We start from the raw sequence: 20,001 nt of genomic DNA, 5'->3' as shown, positions 1-20,001 counted from the left end.
CGATGGAAATTGTATTTAGGCGGTCCCTTCCTTTACAATAGAGGTGACGGAACTTCTGCCTGGGCGGCTGCCGGGAGACAAGAACGGGAAGAACCAGTACTGAGTAAGGAGACAGAATATGCTTCAGAAGATTAAGAAGATTGACGGCGTCATCCTGGTGATTCTTGTGCTGCTGATGGTGGTCAGCATTTTCTCCATATACAGTGTGACCCACGGGCGTGAGAGGCTGGACGGGTCGCATATTAAGATGATCAAATTCTATATCGTGGGCTTTGTTGCCTTTATCGGGCTGACGTTCGTGGATTATCGCCTGCTTGTAAAATATGCGTTATATGTGTACATCACGGGGATTGGCATTCTGATCCTGGTCAGCTTCGTGGGCACAGAGCAGAACGGCGCACAGGGATGGATCAAGTTCGGCAACAGCTTCAGTCTTCAGCCGGCGGAGCTGTTCAAGCTGATTCTGATTCTGTTCCTGGCAGCTGTGCTTGTCCGCAAAAATAAAAATAAGCTGCTGTTCTGGCGTGATGTGGTTCCGCTGGGATTATTCAGTCTCATGCCGTTTGTCATCGTAATCAGCCAGAATGACCTGGGGAATGCGCTCTCGTACATCGTTATTCTGATCGGTCTCCTGTGGATCGGCAATATTAAGTTCACCCATGCGCTAATCGGACTGCTGGTTATAGGCGGCTCTGCGGCTGCCGGAATTATGAGCTATATTCATTATCACGATGAAATTAAGGATTTCCTGGTAGATATCAAACGATCTCACTGGATCGAGCGCTTCGACCCGTGGCTGGTGCCGGATAAGGCGACAGCCAAGGCGATCTACCATACGAAGAATGCCAAAATGGCCATCGCTTCCGGCGGAATGAGCGGTGAAGGCTATATGACGGGCAGCTCGGTACAGACCGACCGTGTACCGTACACCTATTCGGACTCCATTTTTGTCCAGATTGCGGAGGAATACGGCTTTGTCGGATCGGCGCTGGTGCTGCTGCTGTATTTTATCCTCATTCACCGGATGATACTGATTGCACTGGAGTGCAAGGACAGGGGCGGGCCGTTCCTGATCGTCGGGGTGGTGGCGATGCTGCTGTACCAGATTTTTGAGAATATCGGGGCTTTCCTGGGCCTGATGCCGCTGACCGGGATTACGCTGCCGTTTATCAGCTTCGGGGGAACCTCACTGCTGATCAATATGGCGAGCATAGGGCTTGTAATGAGCGTGCGTCTGCATGGGCAAGAGGTGGAGGAGGATCTGCCGAGTCCTGCGCTGTATTCTTCCCCGGCTTCCGCCAAGAGAAGTTAACTAATTAAGAATAATAAAGCCCGCGCATTTAGGGAAGCGGGATGCTTCATCCATACCGGAATTCTTCGTTTACGAAGGGTTCCGGTATTTTTTTGCAAATGGATGGCAAATCCGTTTCCACCTGGGCTGACATACTTAGGAGGAGGGCGTAGTGGATCAGCTATGCAGAAATAGAAAAATTGAATAAATGCTCCCAATTGAATTACAATGGAAATTAGTGGGTTGAAGCCTGGGCTGGGTGTAGCGGGCGGATTCCTAATCCGGAGAGGTTGAGGGGTATATCCTTATGTTGCAGAGAATCAAAAGAATAGACGGCAGCATTGTGCTTATTTTGATTGTGCTGATGGGGATCTGTATCTTCTCCATTTACAGTGTGACTCACGGAAGAGACGGCTTGGATGGTATGCATATCACCATGCTGAAATATTATACGCTGGGCTTTATCGCCTTTATCCTGATTACCCTGTTCGATTACCGCCTGCTGGTGCGTTATGGACTCTACATTTACATCGCCGGGATCGGGATTCTGCTGTCGGTCAGCTTTTTCGGCAAGGTGAAGAATGGCGCCCAGGGCTGGATCGGTATTGGAGATTTAAGCATTCAGCCGGCGGAGCTGTTTAAGCTGATTCTGATTATTTTTCTGACGACCATGCTTGTCCGTAAAAATAAAACCCGGCTCCAGTTCTGGCGCGATGTCGTGCCGCTGGGTCTGATTGCATTCATGCCATGCGCGCTGGTCATCGTCCAGAATGACCTGGGCAATGCACTTAGTTATATCGTAATCCTGCTTGGCTTGCTATGGATTGGGCGTATCAAATTCTCGCATGCGCTGATCGGTCTAGTTGTCGCGGGCGGAGCGATTCTGGGCTTCATCCTGTGCTATATCAACTATCACGAACAGACAGTGGATTTCATTGAAAAAACGCTGGGACGGGATCACTTCGTCAGCCGGTTTGATCCTTGGCTCGTGCCTGAGATGGCGAGCAGCACGGCGAGCTATCAGACGAAAAATGCCCAGACGGCGATTGGCTCCGGGGGCCTTAAGGGAGAAGGCTATTTGCAGGGCAGCTCCGTACAGAGCAACCGTGTGCCATATCTGTATTCGGAATCGATTTTTGTGCAGATTGGGGAAGAGTTCGGCTTCCTGGGCGCAGCGGCGCTGCTGATGCTCTTTTTTATCCTGATCCACAGATTAATCCTGATTGCCCTAGAATGCAGGGACCGTGGCGGGCCGCTCCTGATTGTCGGGATTGTGGCGATGCTGCTGTATCAGATTCTGGAGAATATCGGTGCGATGACCGGACTGATGCCGCTGACCGGCATTACCCTGCCGTTCATCAGCTACGGCGGAACCTCGCTGCTGATTAATATGGCCTGTATGGGGATTGCGATGAGCGTAAGGCTCTACGGGCAGGATGTGGAGGATGATCTTCCGCTGCCGCAGCCGGAGGCGAAGGGCAAATCTCTTTTGTCCAAAAACTAGGTGTTGGCGTCTCTACTTCATAAATCATAGATTAATAGGTTTGCAGTCTCTCATTCCTGGACATACTGGGAACATAAGAGGTTCAGAGGGAGAGGGGCTGCGGAAGATGGAGGATTATAAGCTGGAGCGAGGGGATTCCCTGCGGATTACCTTTAAGTATACTGCCATTTTAATTTGTTTTTTTATGATTCTGATGATGGCCTGGGAAGGGCAAAAAAGCGATGCCGCCGTAGCAGAGGTATCCATCCCGCAGGAGTCGATCCGCCTGCGTATTCTGGCGAATTCGGACGGCACCGGGGATCAGCTGGTCAAGCGCCAGATTCGTGACCGGATCGTGGAGCAGATTAATCAGTGGGTGGCCGGGCTGGAAGATCCGCAGAGTCTGGAGCAGGCCCGTGCCCTGATCCGTAATCATCTGCCGGAGCTGAATGAGCTGGTGGGCAGAGAACTGGCGCAGCGCGGGATTGAATACGGCTATCAGGTGGAGCTGGGCACGGTTCCTTTTCCGACCAAAATGTATGGCGGACGGGTCTACCCAGCCGGAGAATACGAGGCCGTACGGGTCACGCTTGGAGCAGGCAAAGGGCAGAACTGGTGGTGTGTGCTGTTTCCGCCGCTCTGCTTCATCGATGCAGGAACCGGGGATGCTGCGGCTGCGGAACCGGCTGCTGCGAAGGCGGGGGCCAAGGATGCGGCTAAGGTCTCAGCCAAGGCTTCGGAAGACGGTGCGAAGGTGAAGGCGGCGGATGGAACAGCGCAAGGGGCAGTATCCAGTCTCTCGGATTCTGCTAACAAGGCAGGAAGTTCAGGTGATGCTGCTGAGACACCGAAGGTGAAGTTCTTCGTGTGGGAGCTGCTGAAGAATATCTGGAGCTGGATCTGCGGGCTGTTCGCCTGAATATCCTGAGAAGGATAGTGTCGACGCGGATTGGATTCTACAGTTTTTGCGCCGGATATGGTACGATGATTGCAGAACTTGAGCAGAGGCGGCTCCACCTGAGGGGGCCGTTTTTGAGTGTAGAGGAAACTATAGTTTCCTCCTGTTGTGGACGAGGTGTCTAAAACCGAGCACAATCGGCTGGTACAGGCATATGGGCCAAATGTATGTGGAAAACAGCATACATTGTGCTGACACGCAGGCGCATGGGCCAAATGTATGTGGAAAACAGCATACATTATGCTGACGCGCAGCGCATGGACCGAATGTATGTGAAAAACAGCATACATTGTGCTCACACGCAGGCGCATGGGCCGAATGTATGTGGAAAACAGCATACATTGTGCTGGTGCGAAGCGCATGGGCCAAATGTATGTGAAAAACAGCATACATTGTGCTGACACGCAGGCGCATGGGCCAAATGTATGTGGAAAACAGCATACATTGGCTACCACGCAGGCGCATGGGCCAAATGTATGTGGAAAACAGCATACATTGCGCTGGTGTGAAGAAGTATGGCCCAAATGTATGCCAAAAACAGCATACATTAGCTACCACGCAGGCGCATGGGCCAAATGTATGTGAAAAACAGCATACATTGTGCTGACACGCAGGCGCATGGGCCGAATGTATGTGGAAAACAGCACACATTGTGCTGACGCGCAGGTAATCCCATTCATCCGGTCGGATGATTTTGTTCCGTAATAATTCAATTCAGAAAGCTAGTGATGATAGATGACAGAAGATCAGCATTCACCGTTCGCGGCCCAGCGCCGCAGCGGTCATATAGAATCCACCCTGTACTGGAGCCTTGCTTCCGGCAAGGAGGGAACGGATGGCGGAACGGAGAGTTCTGACGGTTTGCCGGTGAGCGGGAGTGACCTGGGCATGATCTCGGAAGCGGCAGCGCTGCTGCGGAGCGGGGAGACGGTGGCCTTTCCGACGGAGACGGTGTACGGGCTGGGCGCAGATGCGCGGAACACCGCAGCGGTAGAAGCGGTATTCGCAGCCAAAGGCCGTCCCTCGGACAACCCGCTGATCGTGCATATTGCCCGGCGGGAGGATCTCGGACGCCTGGTGACGGAGGTACATCCGGTGGCCTCGGCGCTGATCGATGCGTTCTGGCCCGGCCCGCTGACGCTGGTGCTGCCGGTCCGGCCCGGCGTCCTCTCGCCGCTGGTGACGGCGGGCCTGGACACGGTTGGGGTGCGCATGCCGGATCATCCGGTGGCGCTTGCGCTGCTGCGCGCGGCGGATTGTCCGGTTGCTGCGCCTAGCGCCAACCGCTCCGGGCGGCCGAGTCCGACGCTGGCCGCCCATGTGCTGGAAGACCTCGCCGGATATATCGGCGGGGTTCTGGACGGCGGCGCGGCCGGGGTCGGCCTGGAGTCGACCGTGGTGCAGGTGCAGCCGGACGGGACGGTAGCCGTGCTCCGTCCCGGGGGCATCACCGCCGAGCAGCTCGCGGCGGTGACCGGCACTGAAGCGGCCGCAGCGGAGCCGGCCGCCGGGGCGGACACGCCTGCCGGTGCATCCGGCGGCGGGTCCGTGCCTGTGCCGCCGGCAGCCGTGCCCGGCGGCGGCGAAGCCGGCGCTGCTGCGCAGGCGGCCGCAGGCAATAGCCCGGCGCCGCGCGCGCCGGGCATGAAGTACACGCACTATGCCCCGCGCGGCGCGCTTGGCATTGTACGCGGCTCCTCCGCGCAGCGCGTGGCGGAGACCGCCGCAGGGCTGCTGCAGGCGGCGCAGCGGGCAGGCGAGATCACGGGCCTGCTCCTCTTCGAGGAGCATAGGGCCCTGTATCCCGCCGACCCGGCCGCCTGCACGGTGTCTCTCGGCTCGCTGTCCTCGCCGGAGGAGGCCGCCCGCTTCTTGTATGCCGCCTTGCGGCGCTTCGATGAAGCGGGGGCCACGTACATTCTGGCCGAGGCCTGCCCGGTCACGGGCCTCGGCGCAGCCATCATGAACCGGCTGATGAAAGCCGCTGGAGAATCAGTGATCGACGCCGGGTAGTCAGTTGCTGTTAGGATGGTATGGACCATGTCCTCCTGCTAATAGACTGGAACTCATAAGATTAACGTGGAGGTGCTGCTATGAGTGGAAAGGATCAGGAAGCCGATCAGGACAAACTCAGAGAGCTTGAACGGAAACTGAAGGAACGCAATCGGCAGCTAGCCGAGATGGAGGAAGAGTTGGCCATCCTCAAAAAGGCAAAGGAATACTTCGATAAATTTGGAAAATGAATGTTCGGATACACCTGATATTACGCAACCTGGGTCCCTTCGCCCCCGCCCTGCCATCCACCCCGCAGTCATGAATACCATCTTGTCCGCATATCGTTGTTGTACAAGAACTTACGGACTCAGGGTGGAGGGTTATTCATGGGCTGGGACGGAATGTATGGGGGCTGGGGCGGAATACATGGGGGCTGGGGCCAGATAGTAACAGTGGCCATTATGGCAGTTGCGCTGGGGATGGATGCGTTCTCGCTTGGCGTGGGCATCGGGATGAGGGGCATCCGTCTGCTGCATGTGCTGCAGCTTAGTCTGCTGATTGCTTTTTTTCATGTGCTGATGCCGCTGCTGGGCTTGTTCACGGGCAGCTATGTCGGGCATTTGCTGGGACAGGTTACCACCTATGCTGCCGGAGGCCTGCTTGTTCTGCTGGGCGGACATATGGTGTTCAACTCCTTCCGTCAGGACGACGGCGGCAGCAGCCGGCAGATGGATCACCGGACAGTGTGGGGCATGCTGCTGATCTCGCTCAGTGTAAGTGTGGATTCGTTCTCGGTCGGGGTTTCGCTTGGGATGTTTGTGAATAGTATTATTCTAACCGTGCTGGCCTTCGGTGCCTGCGGCGGTGTTATGTCCATTACAGGGCTGCTGCTGGGCAGGCGGGTGAGCCGGGGCCTCGGAGAGTACGGGGAAGCGCTGGGCGGAGCCATTCTCCTGGCGTTTGGCTTGATGTTCATCTTTTGATACAATAACGGCAATACCCATAATTTTTAAGCTTGCTTAATACCGAAATTATAATGTTTACCGGAGGTGGAAAGGTTGCTGCATATTTTATTTGTCTGCACAGGTAATACCTGCCGTAGTCCCATGGCCGAAGGGCTTCTGCGGAAGCTTGCGAAGGAGCGGGGCATTCATGTGGAGGTGCGGTCTGCCGGAGTTTCTGCTGTCCCGGGTACTTCCATATCCAGACATGCTGCGGGCATTCTGCAGGATGAAGGGATTCAGGACCGCATCGTATCCTCACAGCTGAACGGGGAGGCAGTGGCTTGGGCCGATCTGATCCTTACCCTGACAGGAGCGCATAAGCGGCACTTGCTGCAATATTTTCCTGACGCTGTTACCAAGACCCATACCCTTAAGGAGTATGTCCAGACGCAGGAATCCGTGAACGCCGATATCCGGGAGCTGGACAGCTTGTATGCAGATGCGGAGCTGAATCTGGCCCTGGGCACCGAGCCGGATGCTGCGGCAATGCAGCGGATGATTGAGATCCGCCAGCGTATCCCCAGCTTCGATATCAGTGATCCGTACGGCGGCTCGCGTGAAGATTACGAGCTGGCGGCTGCCGAGATCCGTACGGCGCTGTACAGTCTGCTCGATAAGCTTGAATCGCTGAGACGGCTTTGAAGTGGTTGATTTTTTGCTGACTATCCCTTAAGATGTAATAAATATGATCCGGTTCCGGTGTAACTGGCGACAAGTGTGGATGAAACCACGATGGAGCACCTGGAATAAACGGCCGGTCGCCTGGGCAAAAGAGCACATCCGCAGTTCAACCTGCGGACTGCTCTTTTTTGTTTAAAAGTTGCATCTCCATGGAAATCAGAAACGGTTGAAGGGGGCGGTAAGATGGAGGAAGTCCTGAAGCAGAAGTCAGGGGATGACCGCTTATCCGGTATGGCAGCTGCAGAGCAGCAGCTAACGGGCGGCGGGGAGCTTTCTTTGGCCGCAGCCACTGCTGCGGTAACGCGTGAACTTGCAGTAGCGGGCCAGCTCGGTCCGGGGAAGATCCTGGTCGTCGGAGCCAGCACAAGCGAAGTGGCAGGGAAGCGGATTGGGACAGGAGGTGCGCTGGAGGTTGCGCGGCAGCTGCTGGAGGGGATTACCCAGATTGCGGATGAATTTGGTTTTCACCCGGTCTATCAATGCTGCGAGCATTTGAACCGTTCGCTGGTGATGGAACGCGCTCTGCTGGAATCCCTTCGCCTTAGAGAGGTGTCGGCTGTGCCCATTCCGGGAGCCGGAGGCTCCATGGCTGCTGCGGCCTACCAGTCCATGACAGATCCGGTACTGGCAGAGACGATTGAAGCTCATGCCGGTATAGATATCGGGGAGACCCTGATTGGCATGCATCTGCGCCGGATTGCCGTACCTTACCGGCCTAGCCTGCGGTATATCGGGGCTGCCCGGGTGAATGCCGCATGGAGCAGACCGCCGCTGATCGGCGGGGAACGGGCCGTGTACCGCACGCCTGAGACTAGCGGTTCCGTGAATTGTGACTGAAGTGAGAGGATTTAACTAATACCACATAAATCAGAGTTACAGGGAGGAAATTAGAAACATGGAACAATTGCGTAAAAGTGACCCGGCAGTATTGGAAGCGATGGGCCTCGAACTGAGCCGCCAGCGTGCGAACATTGAACTTATTGCCTCAGAGAATATTGTAAGTGAAGCCGTCATGGAGGCCATGGGCTCTGTGCTTACGAACAAATACGCCGAAGGTTATCCCGGCAAGCGTTACTACGGCGGCTGTGAAGATGTGGATATCGTAGAGAACCTGGCCCGTGACCGTGCCAAGGAGCTGTTCGGTGCAGAGCATGCCAACGTGCAGCCGCATTCCGGCGCACAGGCTAACATGGCTGTATATCTTGCTGCCCTTAGCCCTGGCGATACCGTACTGGGTATGAATCTGGCGCATGGCGGCCATTTGACCCACGGCAGCCCGGTGAATGCTTCAGGCATTCTGTATAACTTCGTGGCTTATGGCGTACAGGAGGATTCCTTCCTGATCGATTATGATGAAGTGCGCAAAGCCGCCTTCAAGCATCGTCCCAAAATGATCGTTGCCGGTGCGAGCGCGTATCCGCGTACGATTGATTTTGCCGCACTCGGTTCGATTGCGAATGATGTGGGCGCTTTGTTCATGGTCGATATGGCCCATATTGCCGGTCTGGTGGCTGCCGGTCTTCACCCGAGTCCGGTTCCTCATGCCCACTTCGTGACTACAACTACGCACAAAACCCTGCGCGGTCCGCGCGGCGGAATGATTCTGTGCAGACAGCCATGGGCTGCCGCGATTGATAAAGCAGTCTTCCCTGGTTCCCAGGGCGGACCTTTGATGCATGTGATTGCGTCCAAAGCCGTATCGTTCGGTGAGGCGCTGCAGCCTTCATTCAAGACTTATGCCGAGAACGTAGTTAAGAATGCCAAGGTACTGGCAGAGACCCTTGTTGGCGAAGGTATTAATATTGTATCCGGCGGAACCGATAACCATCTGATCCTGCTGGATACCCGCAACCTGAACATTACCGGCAAGGTCGCTGAGAAGGTGCTGGATTCCATCGGAATTACAGTCAACAAGAACGCGATTCCGTTTGACCCGACTAGCCCATTCGTAACCAGCGGTATCCGCATCGGCACACCGGCTGTTACTTCACGCGGTATGGATGAGCAGGCTATGGTTACAATCGGCCGGATTATTGCTGCTGTCCTGAAGAATCCGCAGGATGAAGCTAACTTGACTCAGGCGGCCCGTGAGGTAGCCAAGCTGACTGAACAATATCCGATTTACCCTGGATTGCAGTACTAATCAGAGTCCTCTAATAATCGCCTTTGCGTACCCGGTTCCGCCGGAAGTACGCAAAGGCTTTTTATTTGCTGCGTTGCTGTTACATAATGTTCACAAATGGCTGCCGGGAAAATGTTTGAATTATACTGAAAGTTACATGAAAGTTCATGGAACTTTCATTAAAAGTAGTGAAAGAACTGTGAATAGTATTAAAAGCGCTCAATCGTACAAACTAAGCTTTGTTTTATATCCAAAGAGGTGGATATATTGACTTAAGCTTCCATGGGCTGGGAGTCTGCAGGAAGCCGGAGGACTCGCGGATCCGTCTATCTGTAGGTGAAAAGCAGTCTTGGTGATGATATAATAGATAGGATTTAGCCACCTGAGAAGCACAGCGCTTACTTTGGCTATAAATAAGACTTACAATTACCGGAGGGACAACATGGGAAAATTGGTGATTTGCGATCATCCATTGATTCAGCACAAATTGACATTCATTCGCGATGTGCGGACCAACACAAAAGACTTCAGGGAGCATGTCGATGAAGTAGCAACACTTATGGCTTATGAGATTACACGTGATATCCCGCTGGAGACCATTACGGTGCAGACGCCAGTGCAGGAAACGCAGAGCAAGGTGATTTCGGGAAGAATGCTCGGGCTGATTCCGATTCTGCGCGCCGGTCTTGGCATGCTGGAAGGTGTTCTTAAGCTGCTTCCTGCGGCGAAGGTAGGTCATGTAGGCCTGTTCCGTGATCCGGACACCCTGCAGCCGGTGGAGTACTACATTAAGCTTCCTACGGATGTCCAGGAACGTGAGCTGATCGTAATCGATCCTATGCTGGCTACAGGCGGCTCTGCCATTGCGGCGATTACCTCGCTTAAGAACCGCGGCTGCACTCAGATCAAGATGATGAACCTGATTGCTGCCCCGGAAGGTGTTGCGGCTGTACAAGCTGCTCATCCGGATGTGGATATCTATGTTGCAGCGCTTGACGATCATTTGAATGATCACGGATATATCGTTCCGGGCCTCGGAGATGCCGGGGACAGACTGTACGGAACCAAGTAAGAAGCACAGATAATAACAGATAATAATAGTACAAACCCAATAGACCACGGTTTTCAGAAGAGAGGGAAGGGCTTATGTCCAAAATTAAAGTAATGACAATTTTCGGAGTGCGCCCCGAGGCAATCAAGATGGCGCCTCTGGTTCTGGAGCTGAACAGACACCCTGAGCAGATTGAATCGATTGTTTGTGTAACTGCGCAGCACCGGGAGCTGCTGGATCAGGTGCTTGAGGTGTTCAAGATTACCCCGGATTATGATCTGGACGTAATGAAGGACCGCCAGACGCTTAATGAGATCACGATCCGGGTGCTCGAAGGCCTGGAGCCGGTGCTCCGCGAAGTGAAGCCGGACCTCGTGCTTGTACATGGCGATACCTTGACCACCTTCCTGGCCAGCTATGCGTCTTTCCTGCAGCAGATTCAGGTTGGGCATGTGGAAGCAGGTCTTCGGACATGGAACAAGCTTTCGCCTTATCCGGAAGAAATGAACCGTCAGCTGACAGGCGTGCTTGCTGATCTGCATTTTGCTCCGACCCATTGGTCAGCGGGCAACCTGAGACACGAGAACAAAAAAGAATCAAGTATTTATATCACAGGCAATACCGTAACCGATGTGTTTCAATATACCGTACAGCCGGACTACCGGCATCCGGTCCTTGATTTTGCTTCAGGAAAAAGACTTATTTTGATGACGGCGCACCGCAGAGAATCCCAAGGCGAACCGCACCGTCATATTTTCCGTGCAGTCAAAAGAATCGCTGATGAATTTGAAGATGTAGCCATTGTGTATCCCGTTCACCCGAGTCCGGCAGTCAAGGAACCGGCGCATGAGATCCTCGGCGGACACCCTAGAATCAAGCTGATTGATCCGCTGGATGTCGTTGACCTGCATAACTTTTATCCGCATACCCACCTGATATTGACCGATTCCGGCGGCCTGCAGGAGGAAGCTCCCTCCTTTGGAGTTCCTGTGCTTGTGCTGCGTGATACAACCGAGCGCCCGGAAGGGATCGAGGCCGGAACACTGGAGCTTGTGGGAACGGACGAGGAGAAGGTGTATCAACGGACACATGCTCTTTTGACCGATCAGAACCTGTATCAGTCAATGAGCCGGGCCGCCAACCCGTATGGAGACGGCAAAGCCTCCGAGAGAATTGTCAATGCGATTTTGCACCATTTCGGAGCCGCTGAAGAACGTCCAGAAGAATTTCACACAATGTTCACAAATGATAAAACAGGGCAAGACAACTAATATACTAAGGTTAATAAAAGCAGCATACAGTTAAACTGTACGGTTTATATGGTTTTGGTGTATTTTGCTGTGATTATTTTCATATTTTCATGCGATTTTGGGCAATTTTCTGTGAATTGACAAAGAGTCTGGATATTCAGTAAAATTAGTTGGGATTGTAGCCTATGAAGGAACCAAAGAATGAGCCTGGACTGGGGCGTACGGCTCTAGTACTCGGGGGTGCGGGCAGCTTGCTCACCGCTTACATTGTAATAGGCTTTTTTGTGGCAAAGTGGCTGCGCAATCTGATGGACGGACCTGCCTTTTGGCTGGCTATCGGAACGATTACCGGGTTGATTCTCGGAGTTGTGAATGTTGCTTTGCTAATCAAAAAATTTTTGGGGGAGCAAAATGGATAATATGACTCCCGTAATCAATATCGTCACCAGGGTGACAGTAATCATTATGGCAGGATTGGTAATGGGGTGGGCTCTCCATCATGAGACCCGTGCAGTTACTCTGGGAATGACACTCGGCTTGCTGGCAGGACTGGTTAATTTCCGTTATCTAGCCCTGAAGGTCAGAAGAGTGACAGCAGCGGTGGCGAAGCAAGGGAAAAGCTCCTTCAGCCTTGGTTTTGCTACAAGAATCAGTTTTGGAATTCTGGTGACCATGTTCTCAGTCAAATACGAACATTTCTCGCTGGAGGCAACGATTATCGGCCTGTTCATCCCCCAGCTTCTGGCTATTCCCGTGGGGATATATCTAGGAATCAAGAATAAGCTGTAGCCATATTAAAGAGAAAGGGGGATGATACTATGCACGAAATGCCTTTAATCTATGTTGGCGGAATACCGATTGACCTGTCTGCTGTGCTGATGCTGGTAATCAGCTCGGTGATAGTGTTCGTACTGGTCATGCTCTCCGTCCGCAACCTGTCGGTTGAGAATCCGTCCAAGCTCCAGAATTTCATGGAATGGGTGGTTGAATTTGTACAGGGACTGATCAGCAGCGCCATGGATCTGAAGAAGGGAAAGCCTTACATATCACTGGGATTGACGCTGATACTGTTTATCTTCGTCTCCAATCTCCTTGGTCTGCCGTTTTCCGTTATTACAGAGGCCGATGGTCCGGTTACAGTCTTCGGACATGTTATCGAAGCAACTAGGAACCTGGCCGATGGCGCGCATGCTGAGATTCTGTGGTACAAATCGCCGACTGCAGACATCAACGTAACCGCAGGACTTGCGATCGTTGTGTTTGTACTCATGAACTACTTAGGCATCAAGCTGAACGGCAAGCATTATTTCAAACATTATATTGAGCCGTTTCCAATTTTCTTGCCGCTGAACATCATTGAGAACCTGGCGAAGCCAGTGGCGCTTGCCATTCGTCTATTCGCTAACATTTTTGCCGGCGAAGTTCTGATTACCGTCATTCTGAAGCTGGGACTGTTCAGTATTCCGTTCCTGGCCATCTGGCAGGGCTTCAGTATCTTTGTCGGGGCGCTTCAGGCCTTTATCTTTACGATTCTGACGATGGTCTACATCGCACAGATGACGATCCACGAGGAAGAAGCGCATTAATAAGCTGCCGTGAGGATAGCGGCAGGTGCCGGAAACCTTCGCGGGAGATTTTATATTATTAAGACATTACAAAAAGAACCGAAATTAAAGGAGGATATTTACAAATGGAATTTTTAGCAGCAGCAATCGCGGTTGGTTTGGGCGCACTCGGCGCAGGTCTGGGTAATGGTATGATCGTCAGCAAGACGGTGGAATCTATCGCCCGTCAGCCGGAGGCACGTAACGCACTGCAGACAACAATGTTTATCGGTGTAGGTATCGTGGAAGTTATTCCTTTGGCCGCTACAGTTATCGCGTTCCTGATCATGTTTACTTAATAAACCGTTTTTACGGTTTGGCGGGGAGGGCAAGTGCCATCCGCGCCTTACTTTTGTATATGTCCGCAAGCCGCGGTAACGGAAGGGAGTGACCTCAGTGAATATCGTTTGGACCAATATAGTATTTTCCATTGTTGCATTTGGAGTTCTGTACTTCCTGCTCAGCAAGTTTGCCTTCAGCAAGCTGTTCGGAATTATGGAGAAGCGCCGCGAAATGGTACTGCAGCAAATGGATGAAGCAGCCAAGACCAGAGAGCAGGCGGTCGCTTATGTGGAAGAGCAGAAGCAAGCCCTGCAGCAGGCGCGCCAAGAGGCACAGGCTATCATTCAGCAGTCCCAGGCTACCAGCAACAACCAGGTTGACAAGATTCTTGAGCAGGCTCACGTGGAAGCAAGCCGTCTGAAAGACGAAGCGGTACGTGACATTGAGAACGAGAAGAACAAGGCGGTAGAAGCGCTGCGCAGCGAGCTGGGTACAGCCTCGGTCCGCATTGCCTCGAAGCTGCTTGAGAAGGAAGTTGCAGCTGACGGCGAACAGGAACAGCTTGTTGATCAATACCTCAAAGAGGTAGGAGGCCGATCATGAGCCGCGACACGGTAGTTGCCGGGCGCTATGCCAAAGCCTTGTACAGTGTAGCGGTGGATGAAGGCATTACGCTTCAAGTGGAGGAACAGCTGAAGTTAGTCGTTGAAGTGCTTGATAACGATGTAGAGGTGAAACGGTTTATCCTGGCACCCCGCATCTCGCAATCCGACAAGCTGAATGTGCTGCGCGGAACACTTCAAGGTAAAGTCTCGGAAGCCGTAATGAACACGGTAGAGTTATTGGTAAAGCGGGGCAGAACCGATATTTTCGCAGAGCTGCTGGCTAAGTATATCAAGATTGAAGGGGATGCCCTTGGCATTGGCTACGCTACTGTCTATTCCGCTTATTCCCTGAACCAGGCAGAACAGGACAGTGTTGCGGCTGAATTCAGCCAGCTTACTGGCCGTAAGATTCGTGTAACCAATGTGGTCGATACAAGCCTGCTCGGCGGACTGAAGGTCGTCATCGGCGATACGTTGTATGACGGAAGTCTGGCCGGTAAGCTTACGCGTCTTGAGAAATCCTTTAATGATAAGCAAAGAAGATAGGGGTGAGGATATTGGGCATCAGACCTGAAGAGATCAGCACTTTGATCAAAAGTCAAATTGAGCAATATAAAGCCGATATCGAAGTGGCCGAAATTGGCACCGTCATTCAAGTCGGCGACGGTATCGCCCGTGTCTACGGTCTGGAAAACGCAATGGCAGGGGAACTGCTGGAGTTCTCCAACGGGGTAGTAGGCATGGCGCTTAACCTGGAAGAAAGCAACGTCGGTGTTGTTATTCTGGGTGAATACAAAGAGATCCGCGAAGGCGATCAGGTTAAACGTACCGGTCAGATCATGCAGGTTCCGGTTGGCGAAGCCATGCTGGGCCGCGTAGTGAATGCACTGGGTCAGCCGCTTGACGGCAAGGGACCGATCGCTACTACAGAATTCCGTCCGGTTGAACATAACGCACCGGGGGTTATCGACCGCAAGTCGGTACACGAACCGATGCAGACGGGTCTAAAAGCAATCGATGCCATGGTGCCAATCGGCCGCGGACAACGCGAGCTGATCATTGGTGACCGTCAGACAGGTAAGACAGCAATCGCAATTGATGCGATCATCAACCAGAAGGGCAACGGGATGAAGTGTATCTATGTTGCTATCGGACAAAAACAATCTACTGTTGCACAGGTAGTAGAAACCCTCCGCCGTCATGGCGCGCTGGATTACACTATCGTTGTAACCGCGTCGGCTTCCGAGCCTTCTCCGCTGCTCTATATTGCTCCGTACGCAGGCTGCGCTATGGGCGAATACTTCATGTACAAGGGTGAGCATGTGCTTGTCATTTATGATGACCTGTCCAAGCAGGCTTCGGCTTACCGCGAATTGTCCCTGCTGCTCCGCCGTCCACCGGGCCGTGAAGCCTTCCCTGGTGACGTATTCTATCTGCACTCCCGTCTGCTGGAACGTGCGGCCAAGCTTAGCGATGCGCTTGGTGGTGGTTCATTAACCGCGCTGCCATTCATCGAAACACAGGCTTCTGACGTATCGGCTTACATTCCAACGAACGTAATTTCGATCACAGACGGCCAAATCTTCCTTGAATCGGACTTGTTCAACTCCGGTCAGCGTCCGGCGATCAACGTAGGTATCTCCGTATCCCGTGTAGGGGGCTCCGCACAGATCAAAGCCATGAAGAAGGTCGCCGGTTCCCTGCGTCTGGATCTGGCTCAATACCGTGAGCTTCAAGCCTTCTCCCAGTTCGGCTCCGATCTGGACAAATCAACGCAAGCCCGTCTGAACCGCGGCGCGCGTATGATGGAGATTCTGAAGCAGGGTGTGAACCAGCCGCTTAGCGTTGAACATCAAGTGCTTAGTCTGTACACCGCTGTCAAAGGACATCTGGATGATATTCCTGTCAAGGACGTTAAGCGTTTCGAGAAGGAATTCCTGGCCTTTATCGACAGCAGTGCAACTGAAATCCTGAAATCCATCGCGGATACCAAGGATCTGACAGCAGACAACGAAGCAGCGCTCAAGGATGCCATCGAGAAATTCAAAAGAGGCTTTGCTACAAGCTAATATATAGAGTTTACCGTTTATGCTTACGAAGTTAGCTTTGGTACGCCAAAGCTCAGCTTATGCTTACGAAGTTAGCTTTGACCTACGTCAAAGCTCTAAGGTGGTGAAATCATGGCAAGAAGCATGCGCGATATTAAACGTCAAATTAAGAGCGTTCAGAACACCAGACAGATCACCAAAGCGATGGAGATGGTCGCTGCATCCAAGCTGCGTAAGGCGCAGGAGAAGGCGGAAGCAGCCCGTCCGTATTCAGAGAAGCTGAAAGAGGTCGTCTCGAGTATTGCTGCCGGTACGCAGGATCTCCAGCACCCGATGCTGGTCAGCCGGCCTGTCAAAAAAACAGGTTATCTGATCATCACCTCGGACAGAGGTCTTGCCGGCGGCTACAATGCGAATATTCTGCGTAAAGTAACGATGCTGATCGCAGAACGCCATAAGTCCAAGGATGAGTATGCGCTGTTTGTGATCGGGCGCAAAGGCCGTGACTTTTTGCGGCGCCGTGAATATCCCATTGTAGAAGAAATCACCGAGCTGTCCGATACCCCGAAATTTGCCGACATCAAGTCGATTGCCTATTCGGCGGTTAACCAGTTCGAGACAGGCGTCTATGATGAGATCTACATTTGCTACAACCGGTTCGTTAATGCGATCAGCCAGGTTCCGACTGTAGACAGACTTCTGCCTATGGAAGGCGTTGGGGAAGGCGGGCATCACGGAGCATCTGCTGCTTATGAATACGAGCCTTCACCTGCAGGCGTGCTGGAGGTTCTGCTTCCGAAATATGCCGAAACTTTAATCTATGGTGCTCTTCTGAACGGCAAGGCCAGCGAGCTGGGAGCCAAGATGACAGCGATGGGCAGTGCAACGAAGAACGCGTCAAAAATGATCGGAGAACTTAGGCTTACGTACAACCGTGCCCGTCAGGCGGCCATTACGCAAGAAATTACCGAGATCGTGGCTGGTGCGAACGCGCAGTCTTAATATGAGTGGGCTTAAGGTCCATATGTAACAGCTTTCGAGGAGGGAAATGAAGATGAACAAAGGACGCGTTGTGAGCATTATGGGTCCGGTTGTCGATATTGAATTTGAACGCGGCCAGCTGCCCGAGATATTCAACGCCATCAAAATAGTTGCGAGCCTCAGCGATGGCCGCAGCATGGATCTGACTCTTGAAGTTTCCAATCATCTTGGAGATAACCTGGTGCGCTGTATCGCCATGTCCTCTACAGATGGACTGGTTCGCGGGATTGACGCTATTGACCAGGGAGCGCCAATCTCGGTTCCTGTGGGTGAAGCAACACTTGGCCGCGTATTTAACGTACTTGGTAATCCAATCGATAACGGTGCTGAAGTGGTGGCGGCTAGAAACCCGATTCACCGTCTGGCTCCTACCTTTGATGAATTGTCAACTCAGGCAGAGGTTCTGGAGACCGGAATTAAAGTTATCGACTTGCTGGCACCCTATGCCAAGGGCGGTAAAATCGGCCTGTTCGGCGGTGCCGGCGTAGGTAAAACAGTAACCATCCAGGAATTGATCAACAACATCGCACAGGAACACGGCGGTATCTCCGTATTCGCCGGCGTTGGCGAGCGGACACGTGAGGGGAATGACCTCTATCACGAAATGACTGATTCCGGCGTAATCAAGAAAACGGCCATGGTCTTCGGACAGATGAATGAGCCTCCTGGCGCACGTCTGCGTGTAGCACTGACCGGTCTGACTATGGCGGAATATTTCCGTGATGTGGAAGGCCGCGATACGCTGCTCTTTATCGATAACATCTTCCGCTTCACCCAGGCGGGTTCCGAAGTATCGGCCCTGCTCGGCCGGATGCCTTCTGCGGTAGGTTACCAGCCTACACTGGCTACAGAAATGGGTCAGCTGCAGGAACGGATTACGTCCACGAAGAAAGGCTCTGTTACATCCATTCAGGCGATCTACGTGCCTGCGGATGACTATACTGACCCTGCACCGGCTACGGCATTTGCCCACTTGGATGCAACGACCAACCTGGAGCGTAAAATCTCCGAAAAAGGGATTTTCCCTGCGGTTGACCCGCTGGCTTCCAGCTCGCGGATGCTGGCACCGGAAATCGTCGGCGAAGAGCACTATAACGTGGCACAAGGCGTTAAGCAGCTGCTGCAGCGTTATACCGAGCTTCAGGATATCATTGCCATCCTCGGTATGGATGAGCTGAGTGAAGAGGATAAGGTCATTGTGGCCCGCGCCCGTAAGGTTGAGCGCTTCCTGTCCCAGCCGTTCCACGTAGCAGAGCAGTTCACCGGCTTCAAAGGCAAATACGTGCCGATCAAAGAAACCGTACGCAGCTTCAAGGAAATACTGGAAGGTAAGCATGATGATCTTCCGGAAGTAGCGTTCCTGTTCGTAGGCACGATTGAAGAAGCCGTGGAAAAAGCGAAAACGTTGTAACCCTAAGCATGCTTATGCTGGGGGATCGGGCTTTATTCTGTAAAGCTTTGAGGAGGAATGGAAGTGAATACCTTTTTGCTCGAAATAGTTACTCCGGAGCATCTGGTCTACTCCAAGCAAGTGAACAGTCTGACGGTACGCGGCGTGAATGGTGAACTGGGGATTCTCCCGGGACATATTCCGCTCGTCACCCCGCTTCAGGTTGCTCCGCTTAGCGTTAAGGCGGACGGCGTTACAGTCTCCATCGCTGTGCATGGCGGTTTCGTTGAAGTGCACAAAGATAAGGTAACGGTGCTGGCTGAAAGTGCTGAGCTGCCCCGGGATATTGATGTGGAGCGCGCTGAAGCGGCTAAGGAGCGGGCTGAGCGCCGCCTTAAGCTGCAAAGCAAGCAGGATGAGATCGATCACCGCCGTGCGGAGCTGGCATTGCAGCGTGCTGTAACGCGGATCAAAGTTTCGACCGGCAAAGGACAACAGTAGCAGATAAGCGGTCAAGCCCTGGGCTTGACTGCTTTTTTTAGAATTTATATGTTTTGGGGCCCCCGCAAAGTACCTGAGTCATCATCGAAGCTAAAGCCCACTTTGTGGGGGAATTTAGCTAGCGCAAATCTAGCAGATTATGAACATATCGTCATCAGATCTGCATATAAAGACCCAATTGTTTAAAATTTCGTAAAAGTACTGGATTCTTTTCCCCTGCACAAGTATGATATAAGAGTCGATTTCCGAGTACCTAACACAGGGGGCTAATATGAACACACGCTTATCCGCTGAGTTGTCAGGTGCGATCGGCACCAGCAATATGATTTCGATGATTATCTCTTTGATCTGTGTTGCATTATCCTGGTGGGCACTTCAGAACCTTAAGCTGGATTTGGTCATAAGATATCCCAAGAGCCCTCAGGGCAGACTGCTGCACCTGCTCTTGGCGATTGTTCTGGGTCACTTCGTGGCCGGGTTCCTGCTTGATTACCTGGGTTGGAGCGGACTTATCGCACGGATGTTTTAACGGCAGCGGCTTTGGTTATATCTGTATAGGCCAACATAGTGAAAAAAGTGTCGAATAATAAGGTTTTATTATGTCAACACTGAAGTTAAGCAAGGAATCTGCACCTAAGACGCAATGGCGGAATATTCAATATCTTAACAGACGAATTTTAACCTCAAAATTAATT

Annotated in this window: 22 protein-coding genes and 1 riboswitch; all 22 genes read left to right on the top strand. The window is 52.7% G+C overall.

Annotation, left to right across the window (positions count from 1 at the left end; genetic code table 11):
• The first annotated feature begins 118 nt into the window (after nucleotides 1–118).
• The 22 genes from NYE26_RS28685 (at nucleotide 119) to NYE26_RS28580 (ending at nucleotide 19,835) form a co-directional block, all read left to right on the top strand.
• The gene (locus NYE26_RS28685; protein ID WP_036721747.1) at nucleotides 119–1,312 is read left to right on the top strand and encodes an FtsW/RodA/SpoVE family cell cycle protein; all 1,194 of its coding nucleotides are present in this window, start codon (nucleotides 119–121) and stop codon (nucleotides 1,310–1,312) included.
• Between the two features lie 286 nt (nucleotides 1,313–1,598).
• Entirely contained in the window at nucleotides 1,599–2,795 is a 1,197-nt protein-coding gene (locus NYE26_RS28680) for an FtsW/RodA/SpoVE family cell cycle protein (protein ID WP_339251892.1), read from the top strand.
• A 106-nt stretch (nucleotides 2,796–2,901) separates the two neighbouring features.
• Nucleotides 2,902–3,693, top strand: coding sequence for a stage II sporulation protein R (spoIIR, locus tag NYE26_RS28675; protein ID WP_339251890.1), 792 nt, complete (start codon nucleotides 2,902–2,904; stop codon nucleotides 3,691–3,693).
• Nucleotides 3,694–4,620: 927 nt separating this feature from the next.
• Nucleotides 4,621–5,745: an L-threonylcarbamoyladenylate synthase gene (locus NYE26_RS28670; protein ID WP_339257648.1), complete on the top strand. Its 1,125-nt coding sequence runs from the start codon at nucleotides 4,621–4,623 to the stop codon at nucleotides 5,743–5,745.
• Nucleotides 5,746–5,825: 80 nt separating this feature from the next.
• Nucleotides 5,826–5,975 carry a hypothetical protein gene (locus tag NYE26_RS28665; protein WP_339251888.1) on the top strand — a complete coding sequence of 50 codons (150 nt, stop codon included), beginning with the start codon at nucleotides 5,826–5,828 and terminating at the stop codon, nucleotides 5,973–5,975.
• A gap of 138 nt (nucleotides 5,976–6,113) precedes the next feature.
• Nucleotides 6,114–6,710 (top strand): manganese efflux pump, encoded by a 597-nt coding sequence (locus NYE26_RS28660; protein WP_235191729.1) that lies wholly within the window; start codon nucleotides 6,114–6,116, stop codon nucleotides 6,708–6,710.
• Between the two features lie 75 nt (nucleotides 6,711–6,785).
• Complete coding sequence (locus NYE26_RS28655) at nucleotides 6,786–7,373, top strand: low molecular weight protein arginine phosphatase (protein ID WP_209868452.1); 588 nt, start codon at nucleotides 6,786–6,788, stop codon at nucleotides 7,371–7,373.
• A 49-nt stretch (nucleotides 7,374–7,422) separates the two neighbouring features.
• A riboswitch (ZMP/ZTP riboswitch) is annotated at nucleotides 7,423–7,506 on the top strand.
• A gap of 137 nt (nucleotides 7,507–7,643) precedes the next feature.
• Nucleotides 7,644–8,249: a TIGR01440 family protein gene (locus tag NYE26_RS28650; protein WP_339257647.1), complete on the top strand. Its 606-nt coding sequence runs from the start codon at nucleotides 7,644–7,646 to the stop codon at nucleotides 8,247–8,249.
• A 58-nt stretch (nucleotides 8,250–8,307) separates the two neighbouring features.
• On the top strand, nucleotides 8,308–9,555 hold the full coding sequence (gene glyA / locus NYE26_RS28645) for a serine hydroxymethyltransferase (RefSeq protein WP_036721737.1): 1,248 nt from the start codon (nucleotides 8,308–8,310) through the stop codon (nucleotides 9,553–9,555).
• Nucleotides 9,556–9,976: 421 nt separating this feature from the next.
• Nucleotides 9,977–10,606: a uracil phosphoribosyltransferase gene (gene upp, locus NYE26_RS28640; protein ID WP_036721735.1), complete on the top strand. Its 630-nt coding sequence runs from the start codon at nucleotides 9,977–9,979 to the stop codon at nucleotides 10,604–10,606.
• A gap of 74 nt (nucleotides 10,607–10,680) precedes the next feature.
• Nucleotides 10,681–11,856, top strand: a complete 1,176-nt coding sequence (gene wecB, locus NYE26_RS28635; RefSeq protein WP_036721732.1) for a UDP-N-acetylglucosamine 2-epimerase (non-hydrolyzing) — start codon at nucleotides 10,681–10,683, stop codon at nucleotides 11,854–11,856.
• Nucleotides 11,857–12,020: 164 nt separating this feature from the next.
• Nucleotides 12,021–12,254, top strand: a complete 234-nt coding sequence (locus tag NYE26_RS28630) for an ATPase F0F1 (RefSeq protein WP_339251884.1) — start codon at nucleotides 12,021–12,023, stop codon at nucleotides 12,252–12,254.
• Nucleotides 12,247–12,624, top strand: coding sequence for an ATP synthase subunit I (locus tag NYE26_RS28625; protein WP_036699219.1), 378 nt, complete (start codon nucleotides 12,247–12,249; stop codon nucleotides 12,622–12,624). Before NYE26_RS28630 ends, NYE26_RS28625 begins: the two co-directional genes overlap by 8 nt.
• Before the next feature lie 29 nt (nucleotides 12,625–12,653).
• The gene (atpB, locus tag NYE26_RS28620) at nucleotides 12,654–13,421 is read left to right on the top strand and encodes a F0F1 ATP synthase subunit A (protein ID WP_339251882.1); all 768 of its coding nucleotides are present in this window, start codon (nucleotides 12,654–12,656) and stop codon (nucleotides 13,419–13,421) included.
• Nucleotides 13,422–13,525: 104 nt separating this feature from the next.
• Nucleotides 13,526–13,738, top strand: a complete 213-nt coding sequence (gene atpE, locus NYE26_RS28615; RefSeq protein WP_036699216.1) for a F0F1 ATP synthase subunit C — start codon at nucleotides 13,526–13,528, stop codon at nucleotides 13,736–13,738.
• A 97-nt stretch (nucleotides 13,739–13,835) separates the two neighbouring features.
• Nucleotides 13,836–14,324 (top strand): F0F1 ATP synthase subunit B, encoded by a 489-nt coding sequence (gene atpF / locus NYE26_RS28610; protein ID WP_209868445.1) that lies wholly within the window; start codon nucleotides 13,836–13,838, stop codon nucleotides 14,322–14,324.
• Nucleotides 14,321–14,872 (top strand): F0F1 ATP synthase subunit delta, encoded by a 552-nt coding sequence (locus NYE26_RS28605; protein ID WP_339251880.1) that lies wholly within the window; start codon nucleotides 14,321–14,323, stop codon nucleotides 14,870–14,872. Before atpF ends, NYE26_RS28605 begins: the two co-directional genes overlap by 4 nt.
• A gap of 11 nt (nucleotides 14,873–14,883) precedes the next feature.
• The gene (gene atpA, locus NYE26_RS28600) at nucleotides 14,884–16,395 is read left to right on the top strand and encodes a F0F1 ATP synthase subunit alpha (protein ID WP_036721723.1); all 1,512 of its coding nucleotides are present in this window, start codon (nucleotides 14,884–14,886) and stop codon (nucleotides 16,393–16,395) included.
• 111 nt (nucleotides 16,396–16,506) lie between these two features.
• Entirely contained in the window at nucleotides 16,507–17,376 is an 870-nt protein-coding gene (gene atpG / locus NYE26_RS28595; RefSeq protein WP_076084536.1) for an ATP synthase F1 subunit gamma, read from the top strand.
• Nucleotides 17,377–17,428: 52 nt separating this feature from the next.
• Nucleotides 17,429–18,826 (top strand): F0F1 ATP synthase subunit beta, encoded by a 1,398-nt coding sequence (atpD, locus tag NYE26_RS28590; protein WP_036721719.1) that lies wholly within the window; start codon nucleotides 17,429–17,431, stop codon nucleotides 18,824–18,826.
• Between the two features lie 63 nt (nucleotides 18,827–18,889).
• Nucleotides 18,890–19,306 carry a F0F1 ATP synthase subunit epsilon gene (locus NYE26_RS28585; protein ID WP_036699230.1) on the top strand — a complete coding sequence of 139 codons (417 nt, stop codon included), beginning with the start codon at nucleotides 18,890–18,892 and terminating at the stop codon, nucleotides 19,304–19,306.
• Between the two features lie 271 nt (nucleotides 19,307–19,577).
• Nucleotides 19,578–19,835, top strand: coding sequence for a DUF1146 family protein (locus NYE26_RS28580; protein WP_209868443.1), 258 nt, complete (start codon nucleotides 19,578–19,580; stop codon nucleotides 19,833–19,835).
• Nucleotides 19,836–20,001 lie beyond the last annotated feature (166 nt).

Origin of the sequence: Paenibacillus sp. FSL P2-0136 (genome assembly GCF_037975325.1) — a bacterium.
Classification (GTDB): Bacteria; Bacillota; Bacilli; order Paenibacillales; family Paenibacillaceae; genus Paenibacillus_AQ; species Paenibacillus_AQ silagei.
This window is presented reverse-complemented; position numbering and strand designations above follow the sequence as displayed.

What these genes read in the sequence shown, in the direction of transcription:
- atpD (WP_036721719.1), top strand. Translation starts at nt 17,429, where the DNA reads ATGAACAAAGGACGCGTTGTGAGCATTATGGGTCCGGTTGTCGATATT.
- upp (WP_036721735.1), top strand. Translation starts at nt 9,977, where the DNA reads ATGGGAAAATTGGTGATTTGCGATCATCCATTGATTCAGCACAAATTG.
- wecB (WP_036721732.1), top strand. Translation starts at nt 10,681, where the DNA reads ATGTCCAAAATTAAAGTAATGACAATTTTCGGAGTGCGCCCCGAGGCA.
- NYE26_RS28665 (WP_339251888.1), top strand. Translation starts at nt 5,826, where the DNA reads ATGAGTGGAAAGGATCAGGAAGCCGATCAGGACAAACTCAGAGAGCTT.
- NYE26_RS28630 (WP_339251884.1), top strand. Translation starts at nt 12,021, where the DNA reads ATGAAGGAACCAAAGAATGAGCCTGGACTGGGGCGTACGGCTCTAGTA.
- NYE26_RS28605 (WP_339251880.1), top strand. Translation starts at nt 14,321, where the DNA reads ATGAGCCGCGACACGGTAGTTGCCGGGCGCTATGCCAAAGCCTTGTAC.
- NYE26_RS28625 (WP_036699219.1), top strand. Translation starts at nt 12,247, where the DNA reads ATGGATAATATGACTCCCGTAATCAATATCGTCACCAGGGTGACAGTA.
- spoIIR (WP_339251890.1), top strand. Translation starts at nt 2,902, where the DNA reads ATGGAGGATTATAAGCTGGAGCGAGGGGATTCCCTGCGGATTACCTTT.
- NYE26_RS28650 (WP_339257647.1), top strand. Translation starts at nt 7,644, where the DNA reads ATGGCAGCTGCAGAGCAGCAGCTAACGGGCGGCGGGGAGCTTTCTTTG.
- NYE26_RS28660 (WP_235191729.1), top strand. Translation starts at nt 6,114, where the DNA reads ATGGGCTGGGACGGAATGTATGGGGGCTGGGGCGGAATACATGGGGGC.
- atpG (WP_076084536.1), top strand. Translation starts at nt 16,507, where the DNA reads ATGGCAAGAAGCATGCGCGATATTAAACGTCAAATTAAGAGCGTTCAG.
- atpB (WP_339251882.1), top strand. Translation starts at nt 12,654, where the DNA reads ATGCACGAAATGCCTTTAATCTATGTTGGCGGAATACCGATTGACCTG.
- NYE26_RS28680 (WP_339251892.1), top strand. Translation starts at nt 1,599, where the DNA reads ATGTTGCAGAGAATCAAAAGAATAGACGGCAGCATTGTGCTTATTTTG.
- NYE26_RS28670 (WP_339257648.1), top strand. Translation starts at nt 4,621, where the DNA reads ATGATCTCGGAAGCGGCAGCGCTGCTGCGGAGCGGGGAGACGGTGGCC.
- glyA (WP_036721737.1), top strand. Translation starts at nt 8,308, where the DNA reads ATGGAACAATTGCGTAAAAGTGACCCGGCAGTATTGGAAGCGATGGGC.
- NYE26_RS28685 (WP_036721747.1), top strand. Translation starts at nt 119, where the DNA reads ATGCTTCAGAAGATTAAGAAGATTGACGGCGTCATCCTGGTGATTCTT.
- NYE26_RS28580 (WP_209868443.1), top strand. Translation starts at nt 19,578, where the DNA reads ATGAACACACGCTTATCCGCTGAGTTGTCAGGTGCGATCGGCACCAGC.
- atpE (WP_036699216.1), top strand. Translation starts at nt 13,526, where the DNA reads ATGGAATTTTTAGCAGCAGCAATCGCGGTTGGTTTGGGCGCACTCGGC.